The organism is Luteibacter sp. Sphag1AF (assembly GCF_014192715.1).
Classification (GTDB): domain Bacteria; phylum Pseudomonadota; class Gammaproteobacteria; order Xanthomonadales; family Rhodanobacteraceae; genus Luteibacter.
The window spans coordinates 68,441-94,696 of sequence record NZ_JACHYH010000006.1; the positions used below are offsets into that span (position 1 = coordinate 68,441).

At 62.1% G+C, this 26,256-nt stretch carries 26 protein-coding genes; 18 read left to right on the forward strand and 8 right to left on the reverse strand.

Annotated elements, in window-relative coordinates:
• Positions 1–67: 67 nt before the first annotated feature.
• Positions 68–1,465: an MFS transporter gene (locus FHW69_RS14550; RefSeq protein ID WP_183423816.1), complete on the reverse strand. Its 1,398-nt coding sequence runs from the start codon at positions 1,463–1,465 to the stop codon at positions 68–70.
• A 58-nt stretch (positions 1,466–1,523) separates the two neighbouring features.
• Complete coding sequence (locus FHW69_RS14555) at positions 1,524–2,405, reverse strand: pseudouridine synthase (protein WP_183423817.1); 882 nt, start codon at positions 2,403–2,405, stop codon at positions 1,524–1,526.
• Between the two features lie 66 nt (positions 2,406–2,471).
• Between FHW69_RS14555 and FHW69_RS14560 the strand changes: the two genes are divergently transcribed.
• Both FHW69_RS14560 and FHW69_RS14565 read left to right on the forward strand, forming a co-directional pair.
• Complete coding sequence (locus FHW69_RS14560) at positions 2,472–3,512, forward strand: HDOD domain-containing protein (RefSeq protein ID WP_183423818.1); 1,041 nt, start codon at positions 2,472–2,474, stop codon at positions 3,510–3,512.
• Positions 3,513–3,621: 109 nt separating this feature from the next.
• The gene (locus FHW69_RS14565) at positions 3,622–3,984 is read left to right on the forward strand and encodes a response regulator (RefSeq protein ID WP_183423819.1); all 363 of its coding nucleotides are present in this window, start codon (positions 3,622–3,624) and stop codon (positions 3,982–3,984) included.
• 21 nt (positions 3,985–4,005) lie between these two features.
• Here FHW69_RS14565 and FHW69_RS14570 read toward each other — a convergent pair whose 3' ends face one another.
• Positions 4,006–4,539 (reverse strand): hypothetical protein, encoded by a 534-nt coding sequence (locus FHW69_RS14570; protein WP_183423820.1) that lies wholly within the window; start codon positions 4,537–4,539, stop codon positions 4,006–4,008.
• A 188-nt stretch (positions 4,540–4,727) separates the two neighbouring features.
• On the opposite strand from FHW69_RS14570, the gene FHW69_RS14575 reads away from it, so the two are divergent.
• Both FHW69_RS14575 and FHW69_RS14580 read left to right on the forward strand, forming a co-directional pair.
• The gene (locus tag FHW69_RS14575) at positions 4,728–4,964 is read left to right on the forward strand and encodes a hypothetical protein (protein ID WP_183423821.1); all 237 of its coding nucleotides are present in this window, start codon (positions 4,728–4,730) and stop codon (positions 4,962–4,964) included.
• 71 nt (positions 4,965–5,035) lie between these two features.
• Entirely contained in the window at positions 5,036–5,821 is a 786-nt protein-coding gene (locus tag FHW69_RS14580; protein WP_183423822.1) for a restriction endonuclease, read from the forward strand.
• A gap of 36 nt (positions 5,822–5,857) precedes the next feature.
• On the opposite strand, the gene FHW69_RS14585 is transcribed toward FHW69_RS14580, so the two are convergent.
• Positions 5,858–6,601 (reverse strand): HAD family hydrolase, encoded by a 744-nt coding sequence (locus FHW69_RS14585; protein WP_183423823.1) that lies wholly within the window; start codon positions 6,599–6,601, stop codon positions 5,858–5,860.
• Positions 6,598–6,981 (reverse strand): hypothetical protein, encoded by a 384-nt coding sequence (locus tag FHW69_RS14590; RefSeq protein ID WP_183423824.1) that lies wholly within the window; start codon positions 6,979–6,981, stop codon positions 6,598–6,600. The genes FHW69_RS14585 and FHW69_RS14590 overlap by 4 nt, the downstream gene beginning before the upstream one ends.
• A gap of 188 nt (positions 6,982–7,169) precedes the next feature.
• On the opposite strand from FHW69_RS14590, the gene FHW69_RS14595 reads away from it, so the two are divergent.
• Positions 7,170–9,527 (forward strand): phosphoketolase family protein, encoded by a 2,358-nt coding sequence (locus FHW69_RS14595; protein ID WP_183423825.1) that lies wholly within the window; start codon positions 7,170–7,172, stop codon positions 9,525–9,527.
• Positions 9,524–10,576, forward strand: coding sequence for an acetate kinase (locus tag FHW69_RS14600; protein ID WP_183423826.1), 1,053 nt, complete (start codon positions 9,524–9,526; stop codon positions 10,574–10,576). Before FHW69_RS14595 ends, FHW69_RS14600 begins: the two co-directional genes overlap by 4 nt.
• Here the strand turns inward: FHW69_RS14600 and FHW69_RS14605 are convergent.
• From FHW69_RS14605 to FHW69_RS14615, 3 genes are all read right to left on the reverse strand, one after another.
• On the reverse strand, positions 10,573–11,223 hold the full coding sequence (locus FHW69_RS14605; RefSeq protein WP_183423827.1) for a DsbA family oxidoreductase: 651 nt from the start codon (positions 11,221–11,223) through the stop codon (positions 10,573–10,575). The genes FHW69_RS14600 and FHW69_RS14605 overlap by 4 nt on opposite strands.
• Positions 11,224–11,294: 71 nt before the next feature.
• Entirely contained in the window at positions 11,295–12,194 is a 900-nt protein-coding gene (locus tag FHW69_RS14610; RefSeq protein ID WP_183423828.1) for an NAD-dependent epimerase/dehydratase family protein, read from the reverse strand.
• A gap of 114 nt (positions 12,195–12,308) precedes the next feature.
• Complete coding sequence (locus FHW69_RS14615; RefSeq protein ID WP_183423829.1) at positions 12,309–13,826, reverse strand: fumarate hydratase; 1,518 nt, start codon at positions 13,824–13,826, stop codon at positions 12,309–12,311.
• 270 nt (positions 13,827–14,096) lie between these two features.
• On the opposite strand from FHW69_RS14615, the gene FHW69_RS14620 reads away from it, so the two are divergent.
• The 12 genes from FHW69_RS14620 (at position 14,097) to FHW69_RS14675 (ending at position 26,156) form a co-directional block, all read left to right on the forward strand.
• Complete coding sequence (locus FHW69_RS14620) at positions 14,097–15,062, forward strand: thioredoxin family protein (protein ID WP_183423830.1); 966 nt, start codon at positions 14,097–14,099, stop codon at positions 15,060–15,062.
• Between the two features lie 578 nt (positions 15,063–15,640).
• Positions 15,641–16,114 (forward strand): hypothetical protein, encoded by a 474-nt coding sequence (locus FHW69_RS14625; RefSeq protein WP_183423831.1) that lies wholly within the window; start codon positions 15,641–15,643, stop codon positions 16,112–16,114.
• The gene (locus FHW69_RS14630; protein ID WP_343204031.1) at positions 16,111–16,968 is read left to right on the forward strand and encodes a type IV secretion system protein; all 858 of its coding nucleotides are present in this window, start codon (positions 16,111–16,113) and stop codon (positions 16,966–16,968) included. The genes FHW69_RS14625 and FHW69_RS14630 overlap by 4 nt, the downstream gene beginning before the upstream one ends.
• Before the next feature lie 38 nt (positions 16,969–17,006).
• A complete protein-coding gene (locus FHW69_RS14635; RefSeq protein WP_255494838.1) occupies positions 17,007–17,747 on the forward strand; it encodes a TrbG/VirB9 family P-type conjugative transfer protein in 741 nt (246 codons plus the stop codon).
• Positions 17,744–18,991 (forward strand): TrbI/VirB10 family protein, encoded by a 1,248-nt coding sequence (locus FHW69_RS14640; RefSeq protein ID WP_183423833.1) that lies wholly within the window; start codon positions 17,744–17,746, stop codon positions 18,989–18,991. Before FHW69_RS14635 ends, FHW69_RS14640 begins: the two co-directional genes overlap by 4 nt.
• A 91-nt stretch (positions 18,992–19,082) precedes the next feature.
• Positions 19,083–19,475, forward strand: coding sequence for a TrbC/VirB2 family protein (locus FHW69_RS14645; RefSeq protein ID WP_255494827.1), 393 nt, complete (start codon positions 19,083–19,085; stop codon positions 19,473–19,475).
• Positions 19,468–19,776 carry a VirB3 family type IV secretion system protein gene (locus FHW69_RS14650; protein ID WP_183423834.1) on the forward strand — a complete coding sequence of 103 codons (309 nt, stop codon included), beginning with the start codon at positions 19,468–19,470 and terminating at the stop codon, positions 19,774–19,776. The genes FHW69_RS14645 and FHW69_RS14650 overlap by 8 nt, the downstream gene beginning before the upstream one ends.
• Positions 19,777–19,817: 41 nt before the next feature.
• Positions 19,818–22,241, forward strand: a complete 2,424-nt coding sequence (locus FHW69_RS14655) for a VirB4 family type IV secretion/conjugal transfer ATPase (RefSeq protein ID WP_183423835.1) — start codon at positions 19,818–19,820, stop codon at positions 22,239–22,241.
• Positions 22,242–22,271: 30 nt separating this feature from the next.
• Positions 22,272–23,090 (forward strand): hypothetical protein, encoded by an 819-nt coding sequence (locus FHW69_RS14660; RefSeq protein ID WP_183423836.1) that lies wholly within the window; start codon positions 22,272–22,274, stop codon positions 23,088–23,090.
• Between the two features lie 63 nt (positions 23,091–23,153).
• Positions 23,154–24,239 (forward strand): type IV secretion system protein, encoded by a 1,086-nt coding sequence (locus FHW69_RS14665; RefSeq protein WP_183423837.1) that lies wholly within the window; start codon positions 23,154–23,156, stop codon positions 24,237–24,239.
• A 14-nt stretch (positions 24,240–24,253) separates the two neighbouring features.
• Entirely contained in the window at positions 24,254–25,486 is a 1,233-nt protein-coding gene (locus FHW69_RS14670) for a carboxypeptidase-like regulatory domain-containing protein (RefSeq protein WP_183423838.1), read from the forward strand.
• A gap of 28 nt (positions 25,487–25,514) precedes the next feature.
• The gene (locus tag FHW69_RS14675; RefSeq protein WP_183423839.1) at positions 25,515–26,156 is read left to right on the forward strand and encodes a hypothetical protein; all 642 of its coding nucleotides are present in this window, start codon (positions 25,515–25,517) and stop codon (positions 26,154–26,156) included.
• Positions 26,157–26,256 lie beyond the last annotated feature (100 nt).

Sequence of the window (26,256 nt, forward strand, 5' to 3'; positions counted from 1 at the left end):
GCCCCATAGGATGAATTCCGGAAGCATGAAGGTGCGACGGCGCACGTGATATTTCCGTGTGCGCCGGTCAACGCTGGCGATGTCCACTCATCTGTGCTCCAGCGTTGCGCGGCAGCAAGGCGCAGATCGGCGCCGCCACGGCAGAAACCAGGGTTACCACAAGGAAGGCCACGCTGAAATCGTCCAGCTGCGGCTGGGTGTGACCGTGCAGGGTGACCGAGGCGTGCAGCGCCGCGGCGGCCACACAGATGCCCAGCGAAAGCATCAATTGCTGGAAAGTCGTATAGAAACTGGTTGCACTGCTGAACCGCTCGGAGGGCACGTCCGCATAGGCGACGGTGTTATAGGCGGTGAACTGCAACGACTGGAAGAACCCGCCCGTCAGCAGGATCACGTAGATGATCCACAGGGGCCAGTCCGGCCGGAAGGCCGCGCACATCGCGATGAAGACCACCGAGATCACGCCATTCCATACCAGCACGCGTCGAAAGCCGAAGCGACGGATCACGGGCGCGGCGGTGGCTTTCATCAACATGGCGCCCAGCGCCGATACGAACGTGACAATACCGCTGTGCGCGGCGGACATGCCGAAACCCAGCTGCATCATCAGGGGCAGCAGGAACGGTACGGAGCCTGCGGTGATGCGCATGAGGGAGCCGCCCACGACCGACAGACGGAAGGTCTGAAAGCGCATCAGCGACAGATCCAGGATGGCGTTACTGGTGCGCCGGGCGTGCCACACATACAGCGCCCCGACCAGGATGCCGGCGCCAATCAGCCCGGTGGAGCCGAACGGCGCGGTGACGCCACGACTGGCCATCTCCAGGCCGAACACCAGGCACGACAGCGAAACGCCCGACAGGACGAAACCCAGCGTGTCAAAACGCGTGCGCTCGGCCGCGCGCACGTCCGGCACATAACGGGTAGCCAGCCACACCCCGACGATGCCGATGGGCACATTGATGTAGAAGATCCAGCGCCATGACAGCCACGTGACAATGAGGCCGCCAAGCGGCGGCCCCACCACCGGGCCAATCAGCGCGGGCACCAGCAGCCAGGACATGGCGGACACCAGTTCGTGTTTGGGCACGGAGCGCAGCAGCACCAGCCGCCCGACAGGCACCATCATCGCGCCACCGATACCCTGAAGCAGGCGCGCCAGCACCAGCATCGGCAGATTGGGCGACGCGCCGCACAGCATGGAGCCGATGGTGAAAAGCACGATGGCCGTCCGGAAGACGTTGCGCGCGCCGTACCGATCCGCCACCGCGCCACTGGCAGGGATGAACACCGCCAGGCTCAGCATGTAGGACGTGAGAGCCACGCTCATATGCAACGGCGACACGTGGAACGAGCTCGCCATGCTGGGCAACGCGGTTGCGAGGATGGTGCCATCAAGCTGCTCCATGAACATCGCGCTTGCGATGATCAGGGCAACGGTGCGGAAACCTGGGGCGGCGCTCATCCGGAAGGAACACGGCGGGGAAGCGCATAGTCTGCGCCCGTTTGGCCGTTCCGTCGACCTATGCTTTCAGAATGCGCTGGCTGGTGAACACGCGCGGCAACCCGCTCACCGGGTCGCTGAAGCGCAATTCACGCGCAAGCAGTTGCAGCGGTGAGGAAAAATCAGCCGGATCTTCATCACGCAAATCCGGATAAAACGCATCGCCTGCGATGGGCGCCCCGAGTCCGTGCATATGCACGCGCAACTGATGTTTGCGGCCGGTGACCGGGCGCAACTGGTAGCGCCATAGTGGCCCTTCCCGGTCGAGCACGTCCACCTCGGTCCACGCGTTGGGCTCGCCCGATACTTCTGTCATGCGGAAAAAAGGTTCTCCCCGCTCCATCCGTGTGGCACGGGTCAGCGGAAATTCCCGATGCGGCAGTGGCGCAGCCAGCGCCTCGTAGACTTTTTCGATGCGACGTTCGCGGAACAGTTGAAGATACGCATCGCGTGTTGCGGGCCTGGCCGAGAACATCACCAGACCCGCAGTACCCCGATCCAGCCGGTGCAGCGCTACCAGATCCGGATTGCCCAGCGCACGCACAACGCGACGCGACAGCGTTTCTTCCACGAAGCGTCCTGCCGGCATCACCGGAAGAAAGTGGGGCTTGTCGACCACGACCAGATCGTTGTCCACGTGCACGATGTGTTCGGCGAACGGGATCACCGGCTCGGTACCCACGTCGCGAAAGTAATGTAGCGCGAGCCCGCGACGGAACGGGCGGTCGCTGCGTACCGGCTCGCCCGTTGCCTCCAGCACCCGACCCGTATCCATTCGTTGCACCCACCCGTCACGCCCGACGGACGGAAAGCGCTCGTCGAGGAAATCGAGCACCAGCGTCCATTCACCGTCGGGAAGGTGGACACGGCTGGCGGATGAAAGGTCAGGCGGATGGGACATGATGCATACCGTAGGCTTACACTGGCGCGGAGCCCGATGGGGGGCCTTCACAGGATACGGCACAGCGTGATCGGCAAGTTTTTCAAGCGCCTGTTTGGCACACGGACGGAGCGACGCGCGCCCGAAGCGGGCTATGCGCTGCGCGAGCCCCGCACGGACGTTATCCCGGCCGCCGAACGCAGTCCGCATGCCCTGCCGCCGGAGGATATCGAGGATCGCTTTTACCGGCTGATTCTGGGCGTGGAAGACAGCGTCGACGTGGGCCTGTCGCCTGCTGAGCAGGCTGCGCTGCGGCGCATGCGCGAGTCGTTCGGCGGTGACCGGTTCGACGTGGCCCAGTTGCCACGCCTTCCTGCGGTGGTGCCTCAACTGCTGCGCTCGCTGCGCAATGACGATGCGGACAGCAAGCGCCTGGCCGAACAGATCGCGCGCGATACCGTGCTGGTGGGCGAAATCATCCGCGTGGCCAACACCGCGTATTTCCGTACCACGCGCCCGGTGTCCAGCCTGCCCCAGGCCATCGTGCTGATTGGTCAGGACGGACTGCGTCGCGTAGTCATGCAACTGGTCATGCGCCCGATCCTGCACTTCGACACGGGTCGCGGTGGCAGTTCCGCGGGCGAGCGCCTGTGGCAATACGCCGAACGATGCGCGCATGCGGCCATGTTTCTTGGCAAGGGCACGTGTGATCCGTTCGAGGCTTATCTGGCCGGGCTGGTCAGCAATACTGGCGCGCAGGCGGCGATGGTGGCGATGGATACGCATTCGGACATGGGCGCCCTTCCCGCGTCACGCGCGTTCGTTGCCGCGTTTGGCCAACAGGTGGAGCGCCTGTCATTGCACGCTGCGCGGCACTGGGCCTTCCCTGCCCGCGTCGTGCAGGCACTGGCCGAGCGTGCGGACCCGACCGATGCGGGCGCGAAAACGCCGCTCGGACGTTCGCTTCTGGCGGCCAGCCGGCTTGCCATGCTTGACGTACTGGTAGAGCACGGTGCGGCCGAGCCGGAAAACACCTTGCTCGCCGTGCCGGAGCAGCGCATTGCGGACGAACAGCTCAAGCGCGCACAGGAAGACCTGCGGCGCGCGTTCTCCAGCGTGGAAGCCTGACGCCATTGTGTGAAGAGGCGTTGACGAATCTCTTCTGGCGCGTCTCACATCCCGTGCCTTAAGCTCGCGCGTCATTCTGTCGTGTTGACAGAACCCAAGGAGCCTCACCGTGACGAACGCGCGCATTCTGCTTGTGGAAGACGACGCCGTGGTCGCGATGGTGGTGGAAGAGATGCTGATCGAGCGCGGCTACGATGTGCTGGTGACCAGCAATCTCGACGACGCGTTGCACGACCTGGACTTCGGGAGCTTCGACGCGGCCGTTCTTGACCTGCATCTGCGCGGCGACGACGGCCTCCCCGTGGCGGAGGGTCTGAGTACCCGCGGCATTCCGTTCCTGTTTCTGACCGGCAGCGACACGTCCGGCCTCAAGGGCCGCTATGCGTCGGCCCCGATTGTCCGCAAACCCTTTGACCGGGCCACGCTGGAAAGCGCCGTGGCCGCATTGCTGGCTGCGCCGACAGCTCCCTGATGAGCCATCGGCGCCAGCGCCTTACTTGCGTGAGGTGTCGATGCTGCCAGCCGTTGCCCAGATCTGCGCGGCCACGTCCTGCGAGGTCAGCTCGATCAGGTGCGGAATGGCCGTCTGGTAATCCATGTCGTTACCCGATGCCTTGACCGCCACGGCCTGGCGCACCTTGTAGACCTTCGACACGACAGAACCCCGCGAGGTCACCCGGCAAGTGGCTTGCAGATCCATGGTGGCGGTAGCGGGCACGGCTTCCCGATCAACGACCACCGCCGCTTCCACGCCGCGGCAACCCACGATGAGGTCGGTGTAGTACTTCGGCTGAAGCGCCTTGCGCAACTGCGCTTCCACGCCCGCGGTCAATGCCGGCGACGGCTCGACCTTCACAGTGCCCGAAAGCCCCGTGACCGGAACGATGTTGCCGGCGGGCTCCACAGTGAGCCACGGCGATGCCGGGCCTGCCGCCACGATGGTGTCCAGACGGACAGGCACTTTGTCGTTTGCGGCTCCACAGCCGGACAGCACGGCGATGGCCGCGACGGCCAGAACACGATTCATAAGTTATCCCCCAACCCCGATGAATCGGGAAATTTACCGCCTGCCATGCTGCATAGCAACGGTGAGAAACCTTCCCGGACGTGACTGAATCGCCGGATTTGTGTGTTGGGGCACCAGGTTGCCTGCAAATAATCCGCGTCGAGGGCTGCGTGGAAGCACGCCCAAGGGGGCATAAGGGGACACATCGGATGTTTCGCTGGATCAGCATCATGGCCGGAGGCCCGCAGGACGGCGAACGGTTGATTCGCGAGTTTTACGATGCGCGACCTTCTCCACCATCCCTGCGCGCTGAAGACGGAAAAATCTGCTGTGCCATCGCCACGCGAACCGGCGTGCCGGCATCCCATTGCGTGCTGGTGCACCCGGCCGCCACCCACGAGCAGATCGAGCGTGCGGTGGACCGGATGCTGGAGGAATCCCTCTGAACCGGCGTACGGTTCGCGACCCGACGTCCTCATTCGCTATCATGGCGGCCGGACGTACGTGGGATCTTTCGATGGCTGGCCCGAATAACGAGAGCAGGCGCGGTACGGACGCGCTCTCCCGCCTGTCCTGGCACGACTTCGAGCACCTGCTCGCCGAGCATTTCCGCGACCAGGGTTATCGCGTGGAGCATTTTGCCGCAGCCGGCAGCCTGAAGGCACTGGAAGGCGGCGTGGATCTGCGGCTTCGTCGCGGGTCGGAGTTTGTGATCGCCCAGTGCAAGCACTGGAATGCGGCGGAAATCGCTGCCAGCGATGTGCAGGCCCTGCTGGGCACCATGCTGGACGAAGCCGCCAACAGCGCCATCCTGATTACCCGCGGACAGTTTTCTGCCGATGCCCGTCGCGCCGCACTTCGACAGCCGCGCCTGCGACTGGTGGATGCGGACGTGCTTCGGGTGATGCTCAAGCTGGGCGACCCGATGGAGCCTGCCGCGCTCCCGGCAACGACGCGGACGCGCGACAGGCCCAGGCCGTCACGGCGCGGTTCGGATGCCTCCGTCTCCCGTTTCCTGCCGATTGCCCTGGTGGCGGTGATCGTGCTGATGCTGAGCGTGCTGGTATGGCGCAACATGCATCCGGCCCACCCGCCCGTGGCCCCGCTGCCTCCGCCCCCGGCCCCCGATGTGCCGTTGAGCGCCATCGTGGGCCCGGCGCCGCCGACCACCACGGCACCACCGGTCATTCCTTATGTTCCGCCCGTGCCCACTGACCATGTACATGCCGCGCCTGCGGCGCGTCAGTCGGACGATGCGATGAAAGTGATGGAGCGCAATACGCGGGAAGTCGGGCAGCCCTGAGGGCACCGCAAGAGAGCCCGCTCCCACGCGCTCATGTCATCGCATGGTTAGGCGGCCCCATCCGCCACGCCCCCAGCGCTGCCTCGCTCCCACGAGCGATGCCGTGGCTTTATCCAGCGCGTCGCCCAGATAGAGCCATCCGCAGGTCGCTGGCCGGGTGCGCGCGCACAGCGCGATGTGCTGCTGCGCAAGCCTTTCGTCGGCGGGTACCACCACATGATCTATACCCGCATGCACGGCCAGTGACGCACCCGTGGTGACGTCGCCGTCATACATCAGCGCCGTCGCAATGCCTTCCGCGCGCAATGCCGCGCAGCAGGCGCGCACGCCCGGACGCAGATCATCCCGCCAGCGCACCAGACCCAGCGCGCGATCCGCATCCACCACAATCCAGCTCTCGTCCCCCTCGGCGGCGTATTCGTCCACGCGCTCGTCAAACCAGCCGGGCAAGTGACTGTGCGCGGCGTCCAGCCAGTCTTCCACGGCCGGACGGTCACCCTTGCGGTACGCATGTCCGTCTACATCGGCACCACTCAAATGACGGTGCGCGGTATGCGCCAGCGTGCTGCCTCCCGGCATGTCCTGCCGCCGCGCCAGCGCGGCAAGCAGGCGCCCCTCAGGCGACGCGTCGCCCACGCTGGCCAGCGCGGCGGCGTGGGCCAGTTCAAGCAGGGAGACGCCCGGCGCAGGCTGCAATGCGAACGCGCGACGCTGCCCCAGCGTGACGACGCCCCGATGTTCCAGCACCACCATGTCGATGCTCGGTGCACCCCAGCTCATGCCGCCATCCTCGCCGGATCAGCGAGATAACGCAGCGCGATGGACAGCGCCATGTTGACCCCGGCCACGCGATCACCCGGCACTACCACGGTAACGAGCGCGGGATGGGTCATCGCGTCGTCACGGTCGTGCACTTCAATGAAGGGCACTTCCAGCCTCGCCAGCGCGTCGCTCAGCGGATCACCCTCTGCGGGGACGTCCATGTCCAGCAACACCAGATCAGCGCCTTCCTGGCGCGAGGAACGCAGGCAGGCGGTGGCACCGTCAACGCCGTCGCAGACTTTCCATAGCAGCGTCTGCCCCGCTGCCTGTGCCCGCGTGACGCAGGTGAAGGCACTCGCCGCAGCCTTCGCGCTTTCGCTGATAACCATGATCGACATCAATGCACACCTCATGAAACCCGTGGCATCAATGTAGGACTGGCTCCTGTAAACAAGCTGCGCTGAATGTGGCCGGATCGGGTAACGATTGCGTAAAACCTGATCCTTCACGCGGCGAGCATCGGGCCCGCACCAAGCTGACACGCTGGACCTCCCCCTTCTCCAGCCTGCCTCGAAAGGATCGTCCCATGCCCGATACGCTATCTCCGGATCTGCTGCGGCGTATGCACGCCTACTGGCGCGCCGCCAATTATCTGTCCGTTGGCCAGATCTACCTGCGCGACAACGCGCTGCTGGAAGAGCCGCTGCGACGCGAGCACATCAAGCACCGGCTGCTCGGGCATTGGGGCACCACCACCGGCCTGAACTTCCTCTACGTGCACCTGAACCGGGTGATCGTGGAGCGCGACATCAACATGATCTATGTGATCGGCCCCGGCCACGGCGGCCCGGGCCTGGTGGCACATACCTGGCTGGAAGGCTCCTACACCGAGATCTATCCCCAAGTGGAACGCAGTGCCGCCGGCATGCGCCTGCTGTTTCGCCAGTTCTCCTGGCCGTATGGCGTGCCCAGTCACGTGGCGCCCGAGACGCCCGGTTCCATTCACGAGGGAGGCGAGCTGGGTTATTCGCTGTCTCACGCGTATGGCGCGGCGTTCGACAACCCCGACCTCGTGGTGGCATGCATCATTGGCGACGGCGAAGCGGAAACCGGCCCACTGGCCACCAGCTGGCATTCAAACAAATTCCTCAACCCCGTCCGCGACGGCGCCGTGCTTCCGATCCTGCACCTGAACGGCTTCAAGATCGCCAATCCGACGGTGCTGGCACGCATCGAAAAGGAGGAGCTGACTTCCCTCATGCACGGCTACGGTTACGAGCCGTATTACGTGGAAGGCCACGAGCCTGAGGCGATGCATCAGGCCATGGCGGCCACCATGGACAAAGCGATGGACGAGATCGCGCGCATCCAGAAGGAAGCTCGCGCCACCCCGGGCGAGGTGAAGCGCCCGCGCTGGCCCATGATCGTGATGCGCAGCCCGAAGGGCTGGACCGGTCCGAAGGAAGTGGATGGTCTTCCGGTGGAAGGCACATGGCGCGCGCATCAGGTGCCCATTGCCTCGTTCGACGACCCGACACACGTGGCGCAGCTCGAAGCGTGGATGAAGAGCTACGAGCCGAGGGAGCTCTTCGACGACGGTGGCCGGTTCCGCGAGGAATTTGCATCACTGGCGCCCACCGGTCAGCGACGGATGGGGGCAAACCCGCATGCCAATGGCGGCGGATTGCTGAAACCACTGGCGATGCCGCACTTCCGCCAGTTTGCCGAAGACGTGAAGACCCCCGGCGATCACAAGGCCGAAGCGACGCGCGTGCTCGGCAGGTTTCTCCGTGAGGTCATGCGCCAGAACATGACCAACTTCCGCCTGTTCGGGCCCGACGAAACGGCGTCCAACCGGCTGGAAGCCGTGTATGAGGTCACCTCGAAAACCTGGCTGGCGCGCGTGGAAGAGGTGGACATGAACCTCGCGCCGGATGGGCGGGTAATGGAGATACTGAGCGAACACCAGTGCCAGGGCTGGCTGGAGGGTTATCTGCTGACCGGCCGCCACGGCCTGTTTTCCTGCTACGAAGCCTTCATCCACATCATCGACTCGATGTTCAATCAGCACGCCAAGTGGCTGAAAGTGACAAGGAAGATGTCGTGGCGACCGCCCATCGCGTCGCTGAATTACCTGCTGACCTCGCACGTGTGGCATCAGGACCACAACGGCTTTTCGCACCAGGACCCGGGCTTCATTGACCATGTGGCCAACAAGAAATCGGAGATTGTCCGCATCTACCTTCCACCGGATGCGAACTGCCTCCTGTCAGTCGCCGATCACTGCCTGCGCAGCCGCCACTATGTGAACGTGATCGTGGCGGGCAAACAGCCAGACTGGCAGTGGCTGGACATCGAATCGGCCATTCGCCATTGCACGGCGGGCGCGGGTATCTGGTCGTGGGCAGGCCGTGGCGAAGACGATCCGGATGTGGTCATGGCCTGCGCGGGTGATGCCCCCACCCTGGAGGTGCTGGGTGCCGTGATGCTGCTGCGCGAATACGTGCCGGACATCCGCATCCGCGTGGTCAACGTGGTGGACCTGATGTGCCTGGAGACGGCGGACGAACACCCGCACGGCATGGATGATGACCAGTTCGATGAGCTTTTCACCCGCGACAGACCGGTGATTTTCGCCTTCCACGGCTATCCGGGCATCGTGCACAAGCTGACCTACCGGCGGCACAACCACGACAATATCCATGTGCGCGGCTACAAGGAGGAAGGCACCACCACCACGGCGTTCGACATGATGGTGTTGAACAACATGGATCGCTTCCAGCTCGCGCTGGACGCCATCAACCGCATCGAGCGGCTGGCCGATCAACGTGAACGGGCCCGGCTGCGCTATTGGAGCGACATCGAGCGGCACAAGCTGTACGTCAGCGAGCACGGCCAGGACTTGCCCGAAATCCGTAACTGGCAATGGAAGGCAGAAGCATGAGCGTGCGCCATGTGCTGGCCCTCAATTCGGGGTCCTCTTCGCTGAAGTACGGCCTTTACGCTACGGATGGCGCGAGTGCGCGAGCGCTTCTGTCTGACCAGACCGACGCTCCTGCCCGCGGCGACGATCCGCTGAACACGATCATCGGCGCATTGAAGGAGAAAGCGCTGCCGGCGCCGGATGCGATCGGCCATCGCATTGTCCACGGCGGGCCCTCTGTCCGCGCGCATGCCGTTATCGACGATGCGCTGCTCGTCAAACTGGATGAAGCGCGTGCGTTTGCTCCGCTGCATGTACCGCAGGCACTGGCCATCGTGAAACGGGCGCGGGAGGCTTTTCCCGATCTGCCACAGGTGGCCTGTTTCGACACGGCATTCCATGCATCCATGCCCGACGTGGCGCGCATCCTTCCCCTGCCCGCCGACCTGCGTGCAGACGGAATCGAGAAGTACGGATTTCACGGACTGTCGTGTGAGTTCATCGTGCGCCAGCTGGGCGACCAGCTGCCGTCGCGCACGCTGATTGCGCATCTGGGCAACGGCGCGAGCATCACCGCGGTTCGCGACGGCCGATCCATCGACACCACGATGGGACTGACCCCAACCGGCGGCATTGTGATGGGAACGCGGCCGGGTGATCTTGATCCGGGCGTGCTGCTTTACCTGCTGCGGGAACGCGGTTACGACGCAGACGCGCTGGAACGTCTGGTGGATCGCGAATCGGGTCTTGCCGGCTTGTCCGGCGGTTCGCATGACGTGCGCGAATTGCGTTCGTCCGCTGCACCGCAGGCTCGTCTGGCCCTGGAGGTATTTGCGTACGTGGCAGCGCGCCACGTCGCGGCCATGGCGACGGCGCTGGGCGGCGTGGACCTGCTGGTGTTCACCGGAGGCATCGGCGAGCACGACGCCGCCACCCGCGACGATATCAGCCGGCGCATCGCATGGATGCGCTCGGCCGCTTCGCCACTGGGCATACGCGTCATCACCACGGAGGAGGACGAACAGATCGCCCGCCACACGTGGCAGCTGACACGTAGCGCGACGGCTTAGGCGTTCTCTTTGGCCAGCTGACGCAGGGCCTGCTCGAACACTTCCACCGGCTGTCCACCGGAGATGAGGTGGCGCTCGTTGATGATGACGGCAGGCACGCTGCGGATGCCCTGCGACATGAAGAACTGCTCTTCGCGACGCACGTCGTCGGCGAACTCGTCGGAAGCCAGAATCGCGCGGGCGCGCTCCGGATCAAGGCCCACGCGCTTCACCACCTGCACCAGTGCCTCGTGGTTGCTGGTGTCTTCACCCAGCGTGAAGTACGAGGTCAGCAGAGCCTTCTTGAGCTCGAGCTGCTTGTCTTCCAGCCCCGCCCAGTGCAGCAGGCGATGCGCATCGAATGTGTTGTAGATGCGGTTGCGACGGCCGAAATCGAATGCGAAGCCGACGTCTGCGCCGCGCTGGCTGATGGCCTCGCTGTTGTGCGCAATCTGCTCCGGCGTGCTGCCGTATTTGTGGGCCAGATGCTCCACGACGTCTTCGCCTTCGGGGGGCATGTCCGGATTGAGTTCAAACGGATGAAAGTGCAGTTCCACATCCACATCGTCGCGGACCCGCGCCATGGCCTGCTGGAGCGAACTCAAACCCACCGCGCACCAGGGGCAGGCCACGTCGGAGACAAAGTCGATCTTCAAGCGCTGGGTCATCACAGAATCCATGGTGGGGGGTACCGACACGGTACCCGATGTTATGCACATCGGGCCCGTGAGGCGGGAGTTCAAGCTTTCAGCATGTCCTTGCCGATCCAGTCAAACACCGAAGGTGCCGAGGGCGCCCAGCCCAGCTCCTGGCGACCCCGGTGACCGCGCACGCGGCTGTTGGAGCCCAGGCCATAGGAGGCCATTTCGTAGCCCCATTCCGCAATGGCGTCGTCCAGCGGCCAGTCCTGCGCCTTGCCCAGACCCATGGCCTCGGCCATCGCCTGGCTCATGTCGCCGAACGACGCTTCACCCGACTCCACGAAGTAGAACGTGCCTGCCGTGACACCGGCCAGCGCGCAGCGGTAGAACTCGACCACATCGTCGATATGCGTGGTGGACCAGATGTTCCGGCCCGGACCCACGTGGCGCACGATGCCACTTTTTTCTGCCTGCCTGCGCAAGCGCGGAAGCTGCACGCTGTCGCGGGCCAGGCCGCGACCGTGTCCATAGATCAAGGTGTTGCACAGCACCGCAGAGCGCACGCCGCGGGATGCGGCGGCAAGCACGAGGTTGTCGATATCCACGCGCTTGGCCTTGTCGGCCGTGGGCTCGGGCAGCGCGTCTTCTTCGTAGATGCGGTCAGAAGCCTGACCGCCGGAGGCGTCGCCCACGATGCTGGAACCGCTGGTATGCAGGAAGGTTTTGCCCGAGCCTGCCAGGCCCTCGATGATGGCCTCCACCGCGCCACGGTGATCGCTGCTGGCTGCATTGATCACGGCATCCGCCTCACGCGACTGGCGGATGATGATGTCGCTGTCGTTGAGGTCGCCGAGGACGGGCGTCATGCCAAGCGCGGCGACCGCGCTGCTCTGTTCGGGCTTGCGCACCAGCGCAATGACCTCGTGGCCGTCCTTGAGAAGACCTGCGGCAATCGAGCCACCAATGAAGCCTGTGGCACCGGTAAGAAAGATTTTCATGTGGCCTCCATCGGCCTGAAACGATGGAGCCAGTGTGCGCGGACGGCGGCCAGGGAAACAGGCCGCACGCCCCAAAACATCCTTGCGGCGCGCGCAAAGGCGCGCCGCGATGGATCAGACCACCACCACCGGAATCTTGCCGATGCGCGACTGCCATTCCTTCGGGCCAGTCTGGTGGACCGACGTACCCTGGCTGTCGACGGCCACGGTCACCGGCATGTCCTGCACGTCGAACTCGTAGATCGCTTCCATGCCCAGGTCTTCAAAGGCAACGACGCGCGAGGACTTGATGGCCTTGGACACCAGATACGCGGCGCCACCCACGGCCATCAGATACACCGCCTTGTTGTCGCGGATGGCGTCGATGGCCAGCGGGCCACGCTCCGCCTTGCCCACCATGCCAAGCAGACCGGTGGTCTCCAGCATCTGCCGGGTGAACTTGTCCATGCGCGTGGCCGTGGTCGGGCCTGCGGGGCCAACCACTTCATCGCGCACGGGATCGACCGGACCCACGTAGTAGATGAAACGATTGGTGAAATCGACCGGCAGTGACTCACCACGGTTCAGCATGTCGATCATGCGCTTGTGCGCAGCGTCGCGACCGGTGAGCAGCTTGCCGTTCAGAAGCAGCACTTCACCGGGCTTCCAGCTGGCCACTTCGTCCGGTGTGACCGTGTTCAGATCGACACGGCGCCCCTTGGAGGAGTCGTAAGTCAGCTTCGGCCAGTCTTCCAGCGACGGCGGATCGAGCGCGACCGGGCCGCTGCCATCCATGACGAAATGCGCATGGCGGGTGGCCGCGCAATTGGGAATCATGGCAACCGGCAGATTGGCCGCGTGGGTCGGGTAATCCTTGACCTTGATGTCCAGGACCGTGGTCAGGCCACCCAGGCCCTGCGCACCAATACCCAGCGCGTTGACCTTCTCGTAGATCTCAAGACGCAGCTCTTCGGCGCGATTGGACGGGCCACGAGCGATGAGGTCGGTGATGTCGATGGGCTCCATCAGCGATTCCTTCGCCAGCAGCATGGCCTTTTCGGCGGTGCCGCCAATGCCGATGCCCAGCATGCCCGGCGGGCACCAGCCGGCGCCCATCGTGGGCACGGTCTTGAGCACCCAGTCGACGATGGAGTCGGACGGGTTGAGCATGGCGAACTTCGACTTGGCTTCCGAACCGCCACCCTTCGCCGCGACGATCACGTCCAGCGTGTCGCCCGGCACCACGGTGATGTTGACCACGGCAGGCGTGTTGTCACGCGTGTTCATGCGCTTGCCGGCCGGGTCGGCCAGCACGGACGCGCGCAGCTTGTTGTCCGGATCGTTATAGGCGCGACGGACGCCCTCGTTCACCATGTCCTCCACACTCATGGTGGCGTCGTCCCAGCGGACGTTCATGCCGATCTTCAGGAAGACCGTGACGATGCCGGTGTCCTGGCAGATGGGACGGTGGCCTTCGGCACACATGCGCGAGTTGATGAGAATCTGCGCGATGGCGTCCTTCGCCGCCACGGACTCTTCGCGTTCGTAGGCTGCCGCGAGGTTCCGGATGTAATCGACCGGGTGGTAATAGGAGATGTACTGCAGAGCGTCGGCAACGCTCTGGATAAGGTCGTCCTGCTTGATCGAGGTCATGGCGCTTGGGCTGGCTCGTGGCGGCTGGCAAAGACGGGATTCTACCAAACCCGGCGGGCACGCTGGTTTGCGACGGAGCGGTCATGGGCGCCGCCCAGGGGGAATTTCCCGGAGGCTGAGCCACTTACGGCGTTTGCGTAAGATGGCCCTGGCGTCGCTCCGGGGCGTTTACGCCAGCGTGGCGCACGGGTTGCCACCATCGGCGCGCCTGCAATCGAATGCCCCGAGCCCCGGTCTGTGTATCGGAGCCACCCGTACAAGGAATCTTTCATGCGTCGCCTGTTTACCGTTCTGCTTACCGCCGCGACACTGCTGACGGCCGCCATGGCCAGCCCGCCCGCCCATGCTGTGCAACAAGCGCCCGAATTCGCCGGCATCAGCAACTGGATCAACTCCAAGCCGCTCACCATGCAAAGCCTGCGCGGCAAAGTGGTGCTGATCGACTTCTGGACCTACTCCTGCATCAACTGCCTGCGCACCCTGCCCCACGTAACGCGCTGGTATGACACGTACAAGGACAAGGGTCTGGTCGTCATCGGCGTGCATTCTCCGGAGTTTCCGTTCGAGCAGCAGACCGCCAACGTGAAAGACGCCGTGGCGCGATTCGGCATTCATTACCCCGTGGCACAGGACAATGACCTGGCCACGTGGGATGCGTGGGAAAACCGCTTCTGGCCTGCCGAGTATCTGGTAGACCAGCGCGGCAACGTCATCGGACATCACTACGGCGAAGGCAACTACGCCGAGATGGAAAATGCCATCCGCGTTCTGCTGGGTCTGCCGCGCCTTGAAAAGGCGGTAGAGATGGATAAAGACGCGCCCAACTTCTCAGCCATCGGCTCACAGGAAATGTACTTCGGCAGCGACCGCAGCGAATTCAATGCCAGCCCCGAAGGAAGCAAGAACGGCATCCGCGATTTCACTGCACCCGCACGCCTGGACATGAACCGCTTCGCGCTCGTGGGACGCTGGGGTGTTGATCGCCAGAACGTCAACCTGATGAATGCCAATGGCGAAATCCGGTTGCACTTCAAGGCAGCCAAGGTGCACATGGTGGCAAGTGCGATGGAACCGACCACGCTGGAAATTCTGGTAGACGGCAAACCGCAGCCGCCGGTAACCGTACAGAAGAGCATGCTGTACACGCTGTACGACAGCAACGACTACAAAGAGCATGTGCTCACGATCCGGATTCCCAAGGCCAATTTCCACGCGTTCACGTTTACGTTTGGGTAAATGGCAGGCGTCGTTTCGGCGCACATTCTGCGAGTGATACGAGCCATCCTGCGGCGACGCAGGGTGGCTTTTTCTTTTTGCGCACAAGCGATGATTGCAGCCGCTGAGTCTCACTGCATCGCGACATCAAGAAAAATAATTCGGCAACGTTTTTCAGACTCGTCTGAATGTACCCGTCGCCCAATCCCGGCATGCTCCTGCTCCGAAACTCATGGAGCAAAAAGCAACGTGGCACGTAGCCAGACAACCCGGGTGGACGTACAACATACATCGCACGTACGGACGCTTCCTGGCGCGCGGTAAGCACGTGCTTACTGCGGCGGTCGACCGCCGCCCTCCACGCGCGGCTTCTATCCGCCGCTGCTTGTGCAAAAGCGACGGGGGATATGCTCGAAAGCACGCTGAATCTGCTGTTTTCACCGTGTTCTGTTGCCGCTACCGCTGCCTGCCGGCCCCGAGTGCAACGACGCTTTCGGCCAGAACACCTGTCCTTAAAAAAAACGCCACCACCTCTTCTGGTTGGCCCTGACCCCGGGCCACCGCCCATTAGCCGCTAACGATCCATCGCGAGATTACATGTGAAAACGGACTTTCAAACGCACGGGCTTCGCGCCACGACGCTTGCACTCATCGCACTGACTGCCGCATGCAGCGGCCCTTCTGCCCGGGACATCGGCGGCCGATGGCGGCCGGTCAACCACTTCGACAAGAGCATTCAGGAAATCCCGCTCTCCTCTGCCTACGTGTACTACGCCGCGCCCACGGATAGCACGTTGAAAACGCTGCTGACCCGATGGGCAAACGACACAGGTCTCCCACTGACGTACGGATTGCCCTCGGACTTCACCATCCCGGCGGCAGCATCCACCCTCAGAACCACCGATCGCAACGACGCCGCGGTCCAGATCAGCGGCGTATACGCAGCGCAATACGTCGCCGTGTCCATCAACCACGATTCGATCACAGTCAGTGATGCGCGTGTTTCCGACGCGCCACCGGAAAACGTGCCCGAAGCTCGCGAGGCTGCCGCCCATGGGGACGCTGCCTCGTGATACGCAAGAAAAAACTGCGCGGCACCGACGGCGTAGAAGCCGAAGTACGCACGTCCACCCAGTTCGAACTGACCATCGCCGACCTCATGCGGAGCAGTGCGAGGCGCGCATGGTGGGTGGCGGTCGGGGCCGTGGGCATGGCACTCATCCTGGCGCTGGTGCTTCTCTACGTACTCCCGCTGAAAGAGAAAGTGCCCTATCTCGTCATCGCCGATGCCTACACCGGCACTGCCAACGTGGCGAAACTCACCGCCGATGCCACACATCAGCGGGTAGTCACCAGCGATGCCATCAACCGCAGCAATGTGGCGCACTTCGTGCTGGCCCGTGAGTCGTATGACGTGGCGATGATGAACCTGCGTGACTGGGTGACCGTACTGACCATGTCCTCGTCCAATGTCGTGGCCGCTTACCGTGCGCTACATGCGCCCTCCAACAACCAGGCGCCTTACAACGTATACGGCGCGGAACGGGCCATCCGCGTGAACATCCTCAGCATCGTGCTGATTGATGGCGAGCCGGGAAAACCACCGGGCGGAGCCACCGTGCGTTTTCAGCGCCGCATCTACAACAAGCGGACGGGAAGCTCGCAGCCGCTGGATAGCAAGATCGCCACGATGGCGTTTACGTACAAGCCCAACCTCAGGATGGACGAGAAAAGCCGTATCGAGAATCCCCTCGGCTTTCAGGTCACCAGCTACCGGGTGGACAACGATTTCGCCACGCCTCCGCCGGAAGAAGTCACCGAGGAAGCGGCGGACGAACAGCCTGCCCCGATCGCCATTGAACACCCGACGCCCGGAGCGGCGCCGGAATCGGCAAACAGTCGCCCCATCGACGAGAGCACACGATGAAAACGATCACTACTACCAGCATCCTGGCATGGACGGCGATGCTGTGCGAACCCGCCTTCTGCACGACCCAGGCGCAGACGGTGGAAGTCTACGAATACCAGGAAAGCCAGATTTATCAGGCAAAAACCGGGCTGGGCATCACCACCCAGATCGACCTTGGCACCACCGAGGCCGTCCTGGACTACAGCACGGGCTTCAGCACTGGCTGGGACATCACCCGGCGCGACAACGTGTTTTACCTGAAGCCGAGGAACGTGGATGTGGATACGAACCTTCTGATCCGCACGGCCAATCACTCGTACATCTTCGAACTCAAGGTAGTCGCCACCGACTGGAAAGACCTGGAATCGGCTCGCCGCAAGGGCGTGCAGTACAAGATCACCTTCACCTATCCCCACGAATCGGCCACGCCGCGTACGCCCCCGCCCAAGGCTTTGGACAAGCAGGACCCCACGGCGGGTCTGAACACCAACCTTGCCAAAGACCGCAGCTACCACTTCGACTACGACGTGGCAGCGCGCAGGAAGCGGGACAAGTGGCTGGTGCCCACCAACGTCTACGACGATGGCAACTTCACCTACATCCGCATGCCGGACACGCGCGCCATGCCGTCCGGAGGATTTCCGGCCGTCTTCATGCGTGCACGTCGCAGCGATACCGACGCTGCCGTAAACACCACCGTGCAGGGCTCCACCATCGTGGTGCACGGCACCTATCCCTTCCTCGTCATCCGCCACGGCAATGACGTAGTCGGCCTGCGCAGGAACGCAAAGAAATGACCCATACCGATACGCCTGATGCCAGCAAGAGCGAGCCCGCAGCCGCTCCCGAGAACATGTCTTCCCCGAACGACAAGGCATCCCCTGACAACGCCTACGGAACTGGCAAGAAGGGAAGCCATGCCCCTTCTCTTCCCGAAAGCGAATTCGTCGGTGAAGACAGCGCCGCCAAGAACAAGAAAAGCCTCAACGCCAGCGCGATGCTTTGCCTGTTCGCCGTGGTGGCGCTGCTGGGGACCGTGGCGGGGATGACGATCTTCAGCAGCAGCCAGTCAAATGCCGACAAGGAGCCAGTTCGGGAAGAAACGGTCACCGTGGATGCGCCCCCGGTGACAGATTACCCCAGGCAGCGGCCGCCTTCGCCAGGCTCGACGGAGTCGCCCGGAAGCGTATATGCCAAGACAGCGGCCATCATGCTCTCCGAGGCCAACTCGCTCTCGCCGAACGGCGCAGGCGATGCAGACGCATCGGCCTCGTCGCCGCAGGGCCCGTCGCTGATGGAGCGCCGGATGATGGGCCAGGACAGCTTCTTCGCCTCGCCAACCGGACAGCTCGCTGGAACAGGCCTGCCCGACATGACAGGCGTGCCCATGCCGCCGGCTGGCTTCGCCGGCCCCACCGAGGACAACAAGCCGACTTCTGCCATGCCTCTGGAACGCGCCGATGCGTTGCTGGTACGCGGCACATTCATCCGTTGCGTACTGCAAACGCGCATCATCACCGACATCCCCGGTTTCACCTCGTGCGTGGTCAACGAACCGGTCTATTCGTTCAACGGACAGCGCCTGCTCGTTCCAAAAGGCTCCCGTGTCATGGGCAAGTACGGTTCGGAGCCCAATGGGGCCCGGGTCGCGGTTATCTGGGACCGCGTGGTTACGCCCACAGGTATCGACGTGAACATGGCCAGCCCCGGCGTAGACAACCTGGGCGGTGCGGGTCATCCCGGTCTTTACCGTGCGCATTGGGGAAGTCGCATCGGTGCGGCGATGCTCATCAGCCTGCTCAGCGATGCCTTCAAATATGCGGCAGCTGAGCACGGCCCGCCGGAGAGCACGGTCAGTAACGGCGTCGTCACCCAAACCCCGTTTCAGAGCAACACCGCCGACACCGTGCAGGACATTGCCGGACAAGCCGTTCGCAAAAGCGCCAATCGCCCGGCCACCGTCACGATCAACCAGGGCTCCATCGTCAGCATTTACGTAGCACGCGACATCGACTTCAGCGGCGTCATCGCCCGCCTCTGACGTCACTCCTCAATTCAAGCCATACCCGTCGGAAGCCCGCGAGGGCAGCCGCCGACCTCCTGCAACCTGATTTCTCACCAAGGACTCCGACATGGACGCCAACCGCATGCCCCACCCGCCCGTTGAACCCGGCCTCGACCTCAGCCGAATCCTCTGCACTGCTCTCCTGCTTCTTGCAGTCACAACGTTTTCCGACCCGCTGCTGGCTCAGGAATTCGCGGGCGCGGATACCAAAGTGTGCGGCTTCTTCAAGAGCATCAACGGCCTTTTGAACATGGCGTCCATCGCCGTGGTCACGGTAGCCATCGTCTTCTCGGGCTATCAGATCGCCTTCGCGCACAAACGCGTGGGTGATGTCGCCCCCATTCTGATCGGGGGCGTGCTGGTCGGCGCAGCGACGCAGGTCGCCAGCATGATCGTCGGCGACACCGGGCAAACGTCCTGCACTGCGCTGGTGATGCAAGCGGCAGGCCTCTATGCGTAAGGACACTCTCTTCCGCGGCTGCACGCGGCCGGCCATGTTTCTTGGTGTCCCACAGATGCCGTTCTTCATCGGCGCGGGATTCTGGCTCATCGCCGCGATGTATCTGAACATGCTGTTTCTCATCGGCATTCCGCCAACGATTTTCGTCATGCGGCAGATGGCGCGCCGCGACGAAATGATCTTCCGGCTGCTCGGCCTGCGCCTGCAATTTCGCTTGCGTACGCGAAACATCGCCGCGCACGGGGGTATCTGGGCGTTCACGCCCAACGCTTATCGCGACACCTCGCGCCGCGTGAGCTGATAGCTACACCTCGCCACCTTTCCTACTTCATGGCATCGCACATGTTCACACCCGATCAGGGCATCGACGAGTTTCTGCCGTTCTCCACGCATGTTTCTCCCACGGTCGTCAAAACGACAGGTGGCGATTACCTCATGGTGTGGCGCCTGGCCGGCCTGCCCTTTGTGGGCAGGGAGGAGTGGGACCTTCAGCACCGGCACGACACCTTCAATCGCATGCTTCAAACCTTGCGCGCGCCGGACTTCACCAACGTGGCCTTCTGGACTCACGACATCCGGCGCGTCCGCAACATGAAGGACGCCAGCAAATTCACAGACGCCTTCAACCAGCAGCTTTCAGATGCCTATTACGACGCCCTCAGCACCCATAAGCTGATGGAGAACGAACTGTATCTGACGATGCTTTACCGGCCAGTGGTTAGCGGAAAGCGCTTCATGGCACGGACATCGGACATCGACACGCTGGCTGCCGAGCAAAAGCACGCCATCACCACCATCCATGATCTGGCCAGCAACCTTGAAGCTGTGCTGGCCGACTACGCACCCGAGCGGCTGGGCATGTACGAGGCCACCCACGGCCTCATCTTCTCCGAAACCCTTGAACTCTTCGGTTACCTGCTCAACCGGATCGACGAACCCGTTCCCGTTCTGCGCGCCTCCGTGCGGGACTATCTGCCGGTCAGCCGCCATCGCTTCGCGGCCAGGGCGGGCGACTTCGTCCTCAGCACACCCGATGGCATAAACCATTTCGGCGCCATCCTGAACATCAAGGAATTCGCCGACGGCACCTTCCCCGGCGTGCTCAACACCCTGAAGTATCTGGACTTCGAGTACGTCATCACCCATTCGTTCACACCCATGGGGCGCCAGGATGCCCTGAAGGCGCTGGATCGCACCAAAGGCATGATGATCTCGTCCGGCGACAAGGCCGTCAGCCAGATCATCGAACTCGATCACGCCATGGATCAGCTGGCGTCGGGCAACTTCGTTCTCGGCGAGTACCACTTCACCATGGCCGTGTACGCGGCTACCCGGGAGCTGCTGCAAACCCACCTGGCAGCCGCCCGGGCCGAGCTCTCCAATGCGGGCTTTGTGTCGGTAAAAGAGGATCTCGCCGTCACCTCGGCGTTCTACTCGCAATTTCCGGGCAACTGGAAATACCGCACGCGGCTGGCCAATCTCAGTTCACTGAACTTTCTTGGCCTGTCACCCCTGCACAACTTCGCCACGGGCAAGCGTCAGGGCAACCCATGGGACAACTGCGTCACCACCCTGCAAACGACCAATGGCCAGCCTTACCACTTCAACTTCCACGCGACCGCGCCGGGCGAGAACTCACTCGGCGAGAAGGCCATTGCCAACACCCTGGTCATCGGCAAATCCGGTACCGGCAAAACAGCACTCATCAACTTCCTGCTGAGCCAGGTCCAGAAGCTGGACCCCTGCCCGACCATCTTTTTCTTCGACAAGGACCGCGGAGCCGAAATCTTCGTTCGCGCCTGCGGGGGCAATTATCTGGCGCTTGAAAACGGCCACCCCACCGGCTTCAACCCATTTCAATGCGAGCGAACGGAAGAAAACCTCCAGTTCCTCTGCGGCCTGATCAGGCAACTCGCCGGCAAAGCCGAATACACGCCCCGCGAAGACGAAGACATCTTCCGTGCGGTGGAAAGCATGCTCGACACGCCCGCCCATCTTCGCAGCATGGGCAGTTTCCAGAAGAGCCTGCCCAACATGGGCGATGACGGTCTGTACGTGCGCATGCGCAAGTGGATCAAAGGCGGTGCGCTCGGCTGGGTCTTCGACAACCCGAAAGACACCATCGACCTGACCCGTGCCCGGATCATCGGCTTCGACTACACGCACATCATCGACAACCCCGAAGTCCGCACGCCCGTCATCACCTACCTGCTCCACCGGCTGGAATCGCTTATTGACGGTCGTCGCCTGATCTACGTGATGGACGAATTCTGGAAAATCCTCGACGGCGACGGCGGCCTGAAGGACTTCGCCCGCAACAAACAGAAAACCATCCGAAAGCAGAACGGTCTCGGCATCTTCGCCACCCAAAGCCCTGAAGACGCGCTGGCGAGCGACATCGCCTCGTCGCTGATCGAACAGACGGCAACGATGATCCTCCTGCCCAATCCCAACGCAAGCAAGAGCGACTACGTCGACGGTCTGAAACTCACCGAATCGGAGTATGCCGTGGTCAAGAGCCTCGACGAGCGATCCCGTTGCTTCCTCGTCAAGCAAGGCCACGCATCGTCGGTGTGCCAGCTCAACCTGCGCGGCCTCGACGATGAGCTGGCGGTGATCTCCGCATCCACGGACAACATCGAAATCATGCACACCGTGATGGCCGAATCCGCTGCCACGCATGGCATCCCTGCCGACGACCTCGTGCCTGCGCAGTGGCTCCAGATGTTCTACGACCGCCGGAAAGGCAGCGGCAAGACCCGCTGATCAGCGTCCACCCCCGATATGGAATTCGACATGACCATCAAGACCTCCCACTTTCGTTTGTCCCTGCGCCGAACGCTGTGTGCTCTGTGCCTGACCATCGCTTTCGTTCCCGACCCCACCCACGCACAGCTGGCGGTCATTGACGTACCGGGCCTTACGGCCAGCACGGTCCAGTGGGCAAAAGAAGCGGTGCAATGGGGGAAGCAAGCACAGATATGGTCAACAGAAGCCATGCGCTGGATAGAAACCAAAAAGTTCTATCTCGACATGGCGATCAATTGGCAAGCCACCGCCTCGCATTACGCCCAACAGCTTGTTGGCTTCGGCCCCATTGAATTCAAGGACATCGAGGCCAAGAGCGAATTCAAGCCGCGCGACATCGACTTCAGCCTCGAAGAGCGATGCCCGGGAGCGAACAAGGGACTGCTTTCAGGCTTACTCAATCGCGATTTTCCAAAGCTGACCGGCAATCTCCGGGAAGAGCAGCGAGAGCTCTGCGCCACCATCGTTCACGCGGAAAATCAGCAGTACAACATTACGGTGGAACTGCTCGACCAACTCGTGGAGAGCCACAACACCTTCCGCGCGAAAATTGATGCTCAACGCGCCAAGGTTGGCACCAGCGAAGGCAAGCTGGCCGCCAACACAAACGAAGCGCAACGTTTCGCAGCACGACTTCAGGCGCAAATCACACACGCCGAGCAGCAGATCAAAGCGTACGACACGGTGATCGCGTCCCTGAAAACGCACCAATCGGTGCTTTCGCGGCGTGCCTTCAAAGGAGACGTCGAGAAGCTTGGAGGAAAACTTGTCCAGGCTGCGACGCTGGCGGCTGCGCTACGCCTCTGATCAGCCCCACCCCTCATTTCCTCGCATACCGGGCAATCCATGGAAACGCTAGTTCCCTCCGCTGTGTCGTCGGCGCCCCTGCGGCTTCTGTCGCTTGTCGATCCGTCCAATATTCCCGACTTCATCTTCTTCGGCCTGATCTACAAGTACCTCAACAAGGAGATCGCGACCACCGGCCTTCACATGATGGCTCGGTCCATGAAACTGGCGAGCGGCGTTGCTCTGTCGCTGGTGACCATCTGGGTGTTTGTTACCGGCTACCGCCTGATCACGGGGCAGTATCGCGAATCCATCACCCTGGTCATCAACCGCATGGCGCGGATAACGCTGATTGTCAGTGCCGCGAGTTCCATGGCGCTCTTTGGCGGGAGGATTCATACGTTCTTTACGGTCGACATGGGCAAGGAGATCAACCACCTTTTCACAGGCGAATACGAGGACACCGCGCATGCCATTGACAGAAATCTTGCATACACACAGGTCGCCCTGACTGCCATTGACGCTGTGGAAGTCGTGGATGGTGATAACGACACGCGCGATCGAAAGGCGGCCGCCATGTTCTACGCAGGCGTGGGGACGGCGAGCCCGCCGATGGCAGCCGCCGCCATGCAGATGCTCTATCAATTCACCCTGGCCTTCTTTATTGGGCTGGGGCCCCTCTTCATCCTTTGCCTCATCTTCGACCAGTCAAAAGACCTGTTCCGACGATGGCTCCTCTACGGCATTGGAACGCTCTTCTCCATGGCGGCACTGAATGTCGTCTGCGCCATCGCCATGAAGCTGTCGTACAAGGTTGCCGTGGCCATGTGGGCTTCCAGCTTCGTCAACGACCTGCTCATCGGAAGCGCCGCAGAAGGCTTGTCGAGCCTGTCTCTTCAGCAAGGTGGCGTCGGACTGCTGATGTCCGTCCTCATCGTGTCCGTACCCCCCATGGCGGCCATGTTCTTTCAGGGCACGGCAGGCCACTTCGCTACACACAACATGTTCGGAACCCCTCCCCAAAGCCAGCAGCAACCGACCGGTGGCGCGGCAAACGCTGCATCCAGCCAGACGTACGCACCGGCGCCATTCGCCAACGAGCAAACCGCACGGGCTGCCACACCACTACAAAGCCATCCACACACCGACACGATCAAGACACGCACATGAACGGACACAGGAAAATGAAGGCAATTATTTCGCACGTGGCTGCGGCCGCGCTTCTAGGCCTCGCCTTGATGCCTCCCATCGCTCGTGCAGCGATCCAAAGCATTTCCGCGGAAGGCGTTCACGGGGCGATACCCGTACCCGAAGGCTTCAGCACCACGACCGACACGGTTCCTTACGGCGGCATCGCGATCTTCTACCCAGTAAGCGAACCCGCCGACAAAGAGGCGATTGCGGGCTTCATTGCCGCATTTCCTCCGCCCAATGCGATTGATCGTGCCAACTCCATGGCCAACTTCATGGAGAAGACCTGGGTAAAGGACTGCAAATCGTACTCACGAAAGAATGTGACGGAAGCTACCGAAACCACCGAACTCTGGTTGCAATTCTGCATAAGGGCGGAGATGCCAGGCACATACATGACGCGCCTTGTCAGGTACCGGAAAGAAGAGTCAGGAAGCCTGATTGCACAGATCCTGTTTCGCGGCATGCCCACCGATGCTGACGTTCAGAAGTGGTCTGCTTACCTGTCTTCCATTCAACCGACCATCCAGCAGACCACCCCGCCGACTGCCGCTGTCGAGCCGGACGCTGCGCCTGCGCCGGCGAGGCGGGACGCGTCCTATCGCGTGACTCCTGCCGTAATCGAGCAGGAAGCAGAAGCGAAGGTAAGGACAGCGAAAGCGCTAGCGAGGCTCCGGGGCGAGCGTGAGTATCGCTTCCCCACGCAGACGTTTTCGGAGACGGACGCCGAGCGTGCCCTCGAAAAGGGCAAATCCACGATCAAAGGCCGCGCGTGCACTGGAACCGTGTCCATGACCCAGATCAACAAAAAGGGACCCATCTACCTCTACCCGACATCGCCGCACTTTGAAGCATGGGCGAAGATGTTCAAAGAGAGAAAGGAAGGTGATCCGATCCCGTCACTCTCTCCAGATGCGGAGCGCCTCCGTATTGAAACCAGAACGGACAAAGACGGGTACTTCAAGTTCGATGAACTGAAGCCAGGAACCTACTACCTCCTGATGAATCACTCCTTCGTGAAAGCCTTCACCGCCTCGGTGCCTTTTGCGTACAGCACCGATGGAGTCAGCTCGGTAACTCACTACCAGTCACACAGGGGGTTAGACGAATACCTCTACACAGCCATCAAGAAAGTCGACCTGAAGAACGACGGCGATGTTGAAGATGTAAAGCTCGTCGCGGGCTCGGCGTACTTCCGCCTTCGCGGCTGCTGGACCATCTTCTGAAAGCCTCTGAACAACAGAGCGTTCCCTCATGCGTCCAACCCAAACAGAACCTTGGCGCGACAAGATTCGCGCCACCCGGCGACGCCAACTCATAGGCTCGTGCATCTTCATTGCCGCATTGCTCGCCTATGCCTATGAGCCCGAGGCAAACGTCCGACACAACCCACATCCCAGTCAGCCGTATGAAATCACCATTGACCTTCACGACATGACCTACCCCGAAGACAGTGTCATCGCGGAGGCGCAGTTCGACATTATTGATCTGTCGTGCATCCCTGTCAGGGGTCGTCTATGGAATCCGATGCGTATTCCTCCTGCCACAAAATTTGTGGACATACCGCTTACGAAAGGGACGGACGGAAAGTATCGAGGCTATGCGTTCTTCGATGAGTTCATGGATGAGGACTACTTTGGCCTGGGGGTATGCAAGTGGACGATGCCGTTCATGGCGACAAGAATAAGTTCACGAGGCATCTCGTTCTCCGCGTCCGTTAAGACGAAACCGAGCCACAAGGAATCTCATCAAACGACGTATTTTCATCGCAAATTGTTCGACCCAACTTCCGCGCCAAACACGATTCTCGGATATCACACCCCAGAGGCTTTTGAAAACGCCACTTTGTCCGATTTATTTCAGATACACCTAGACGGTAGGGACGCTAGTCAATGACAACGAGTACATTTACTTTTGCACGACTGAGAAATGCGACTTACAAACGTGCTGTCTCTTCCGAAGCGGAGAAGATATTACGGCGCTTGCGCAGGGCGAT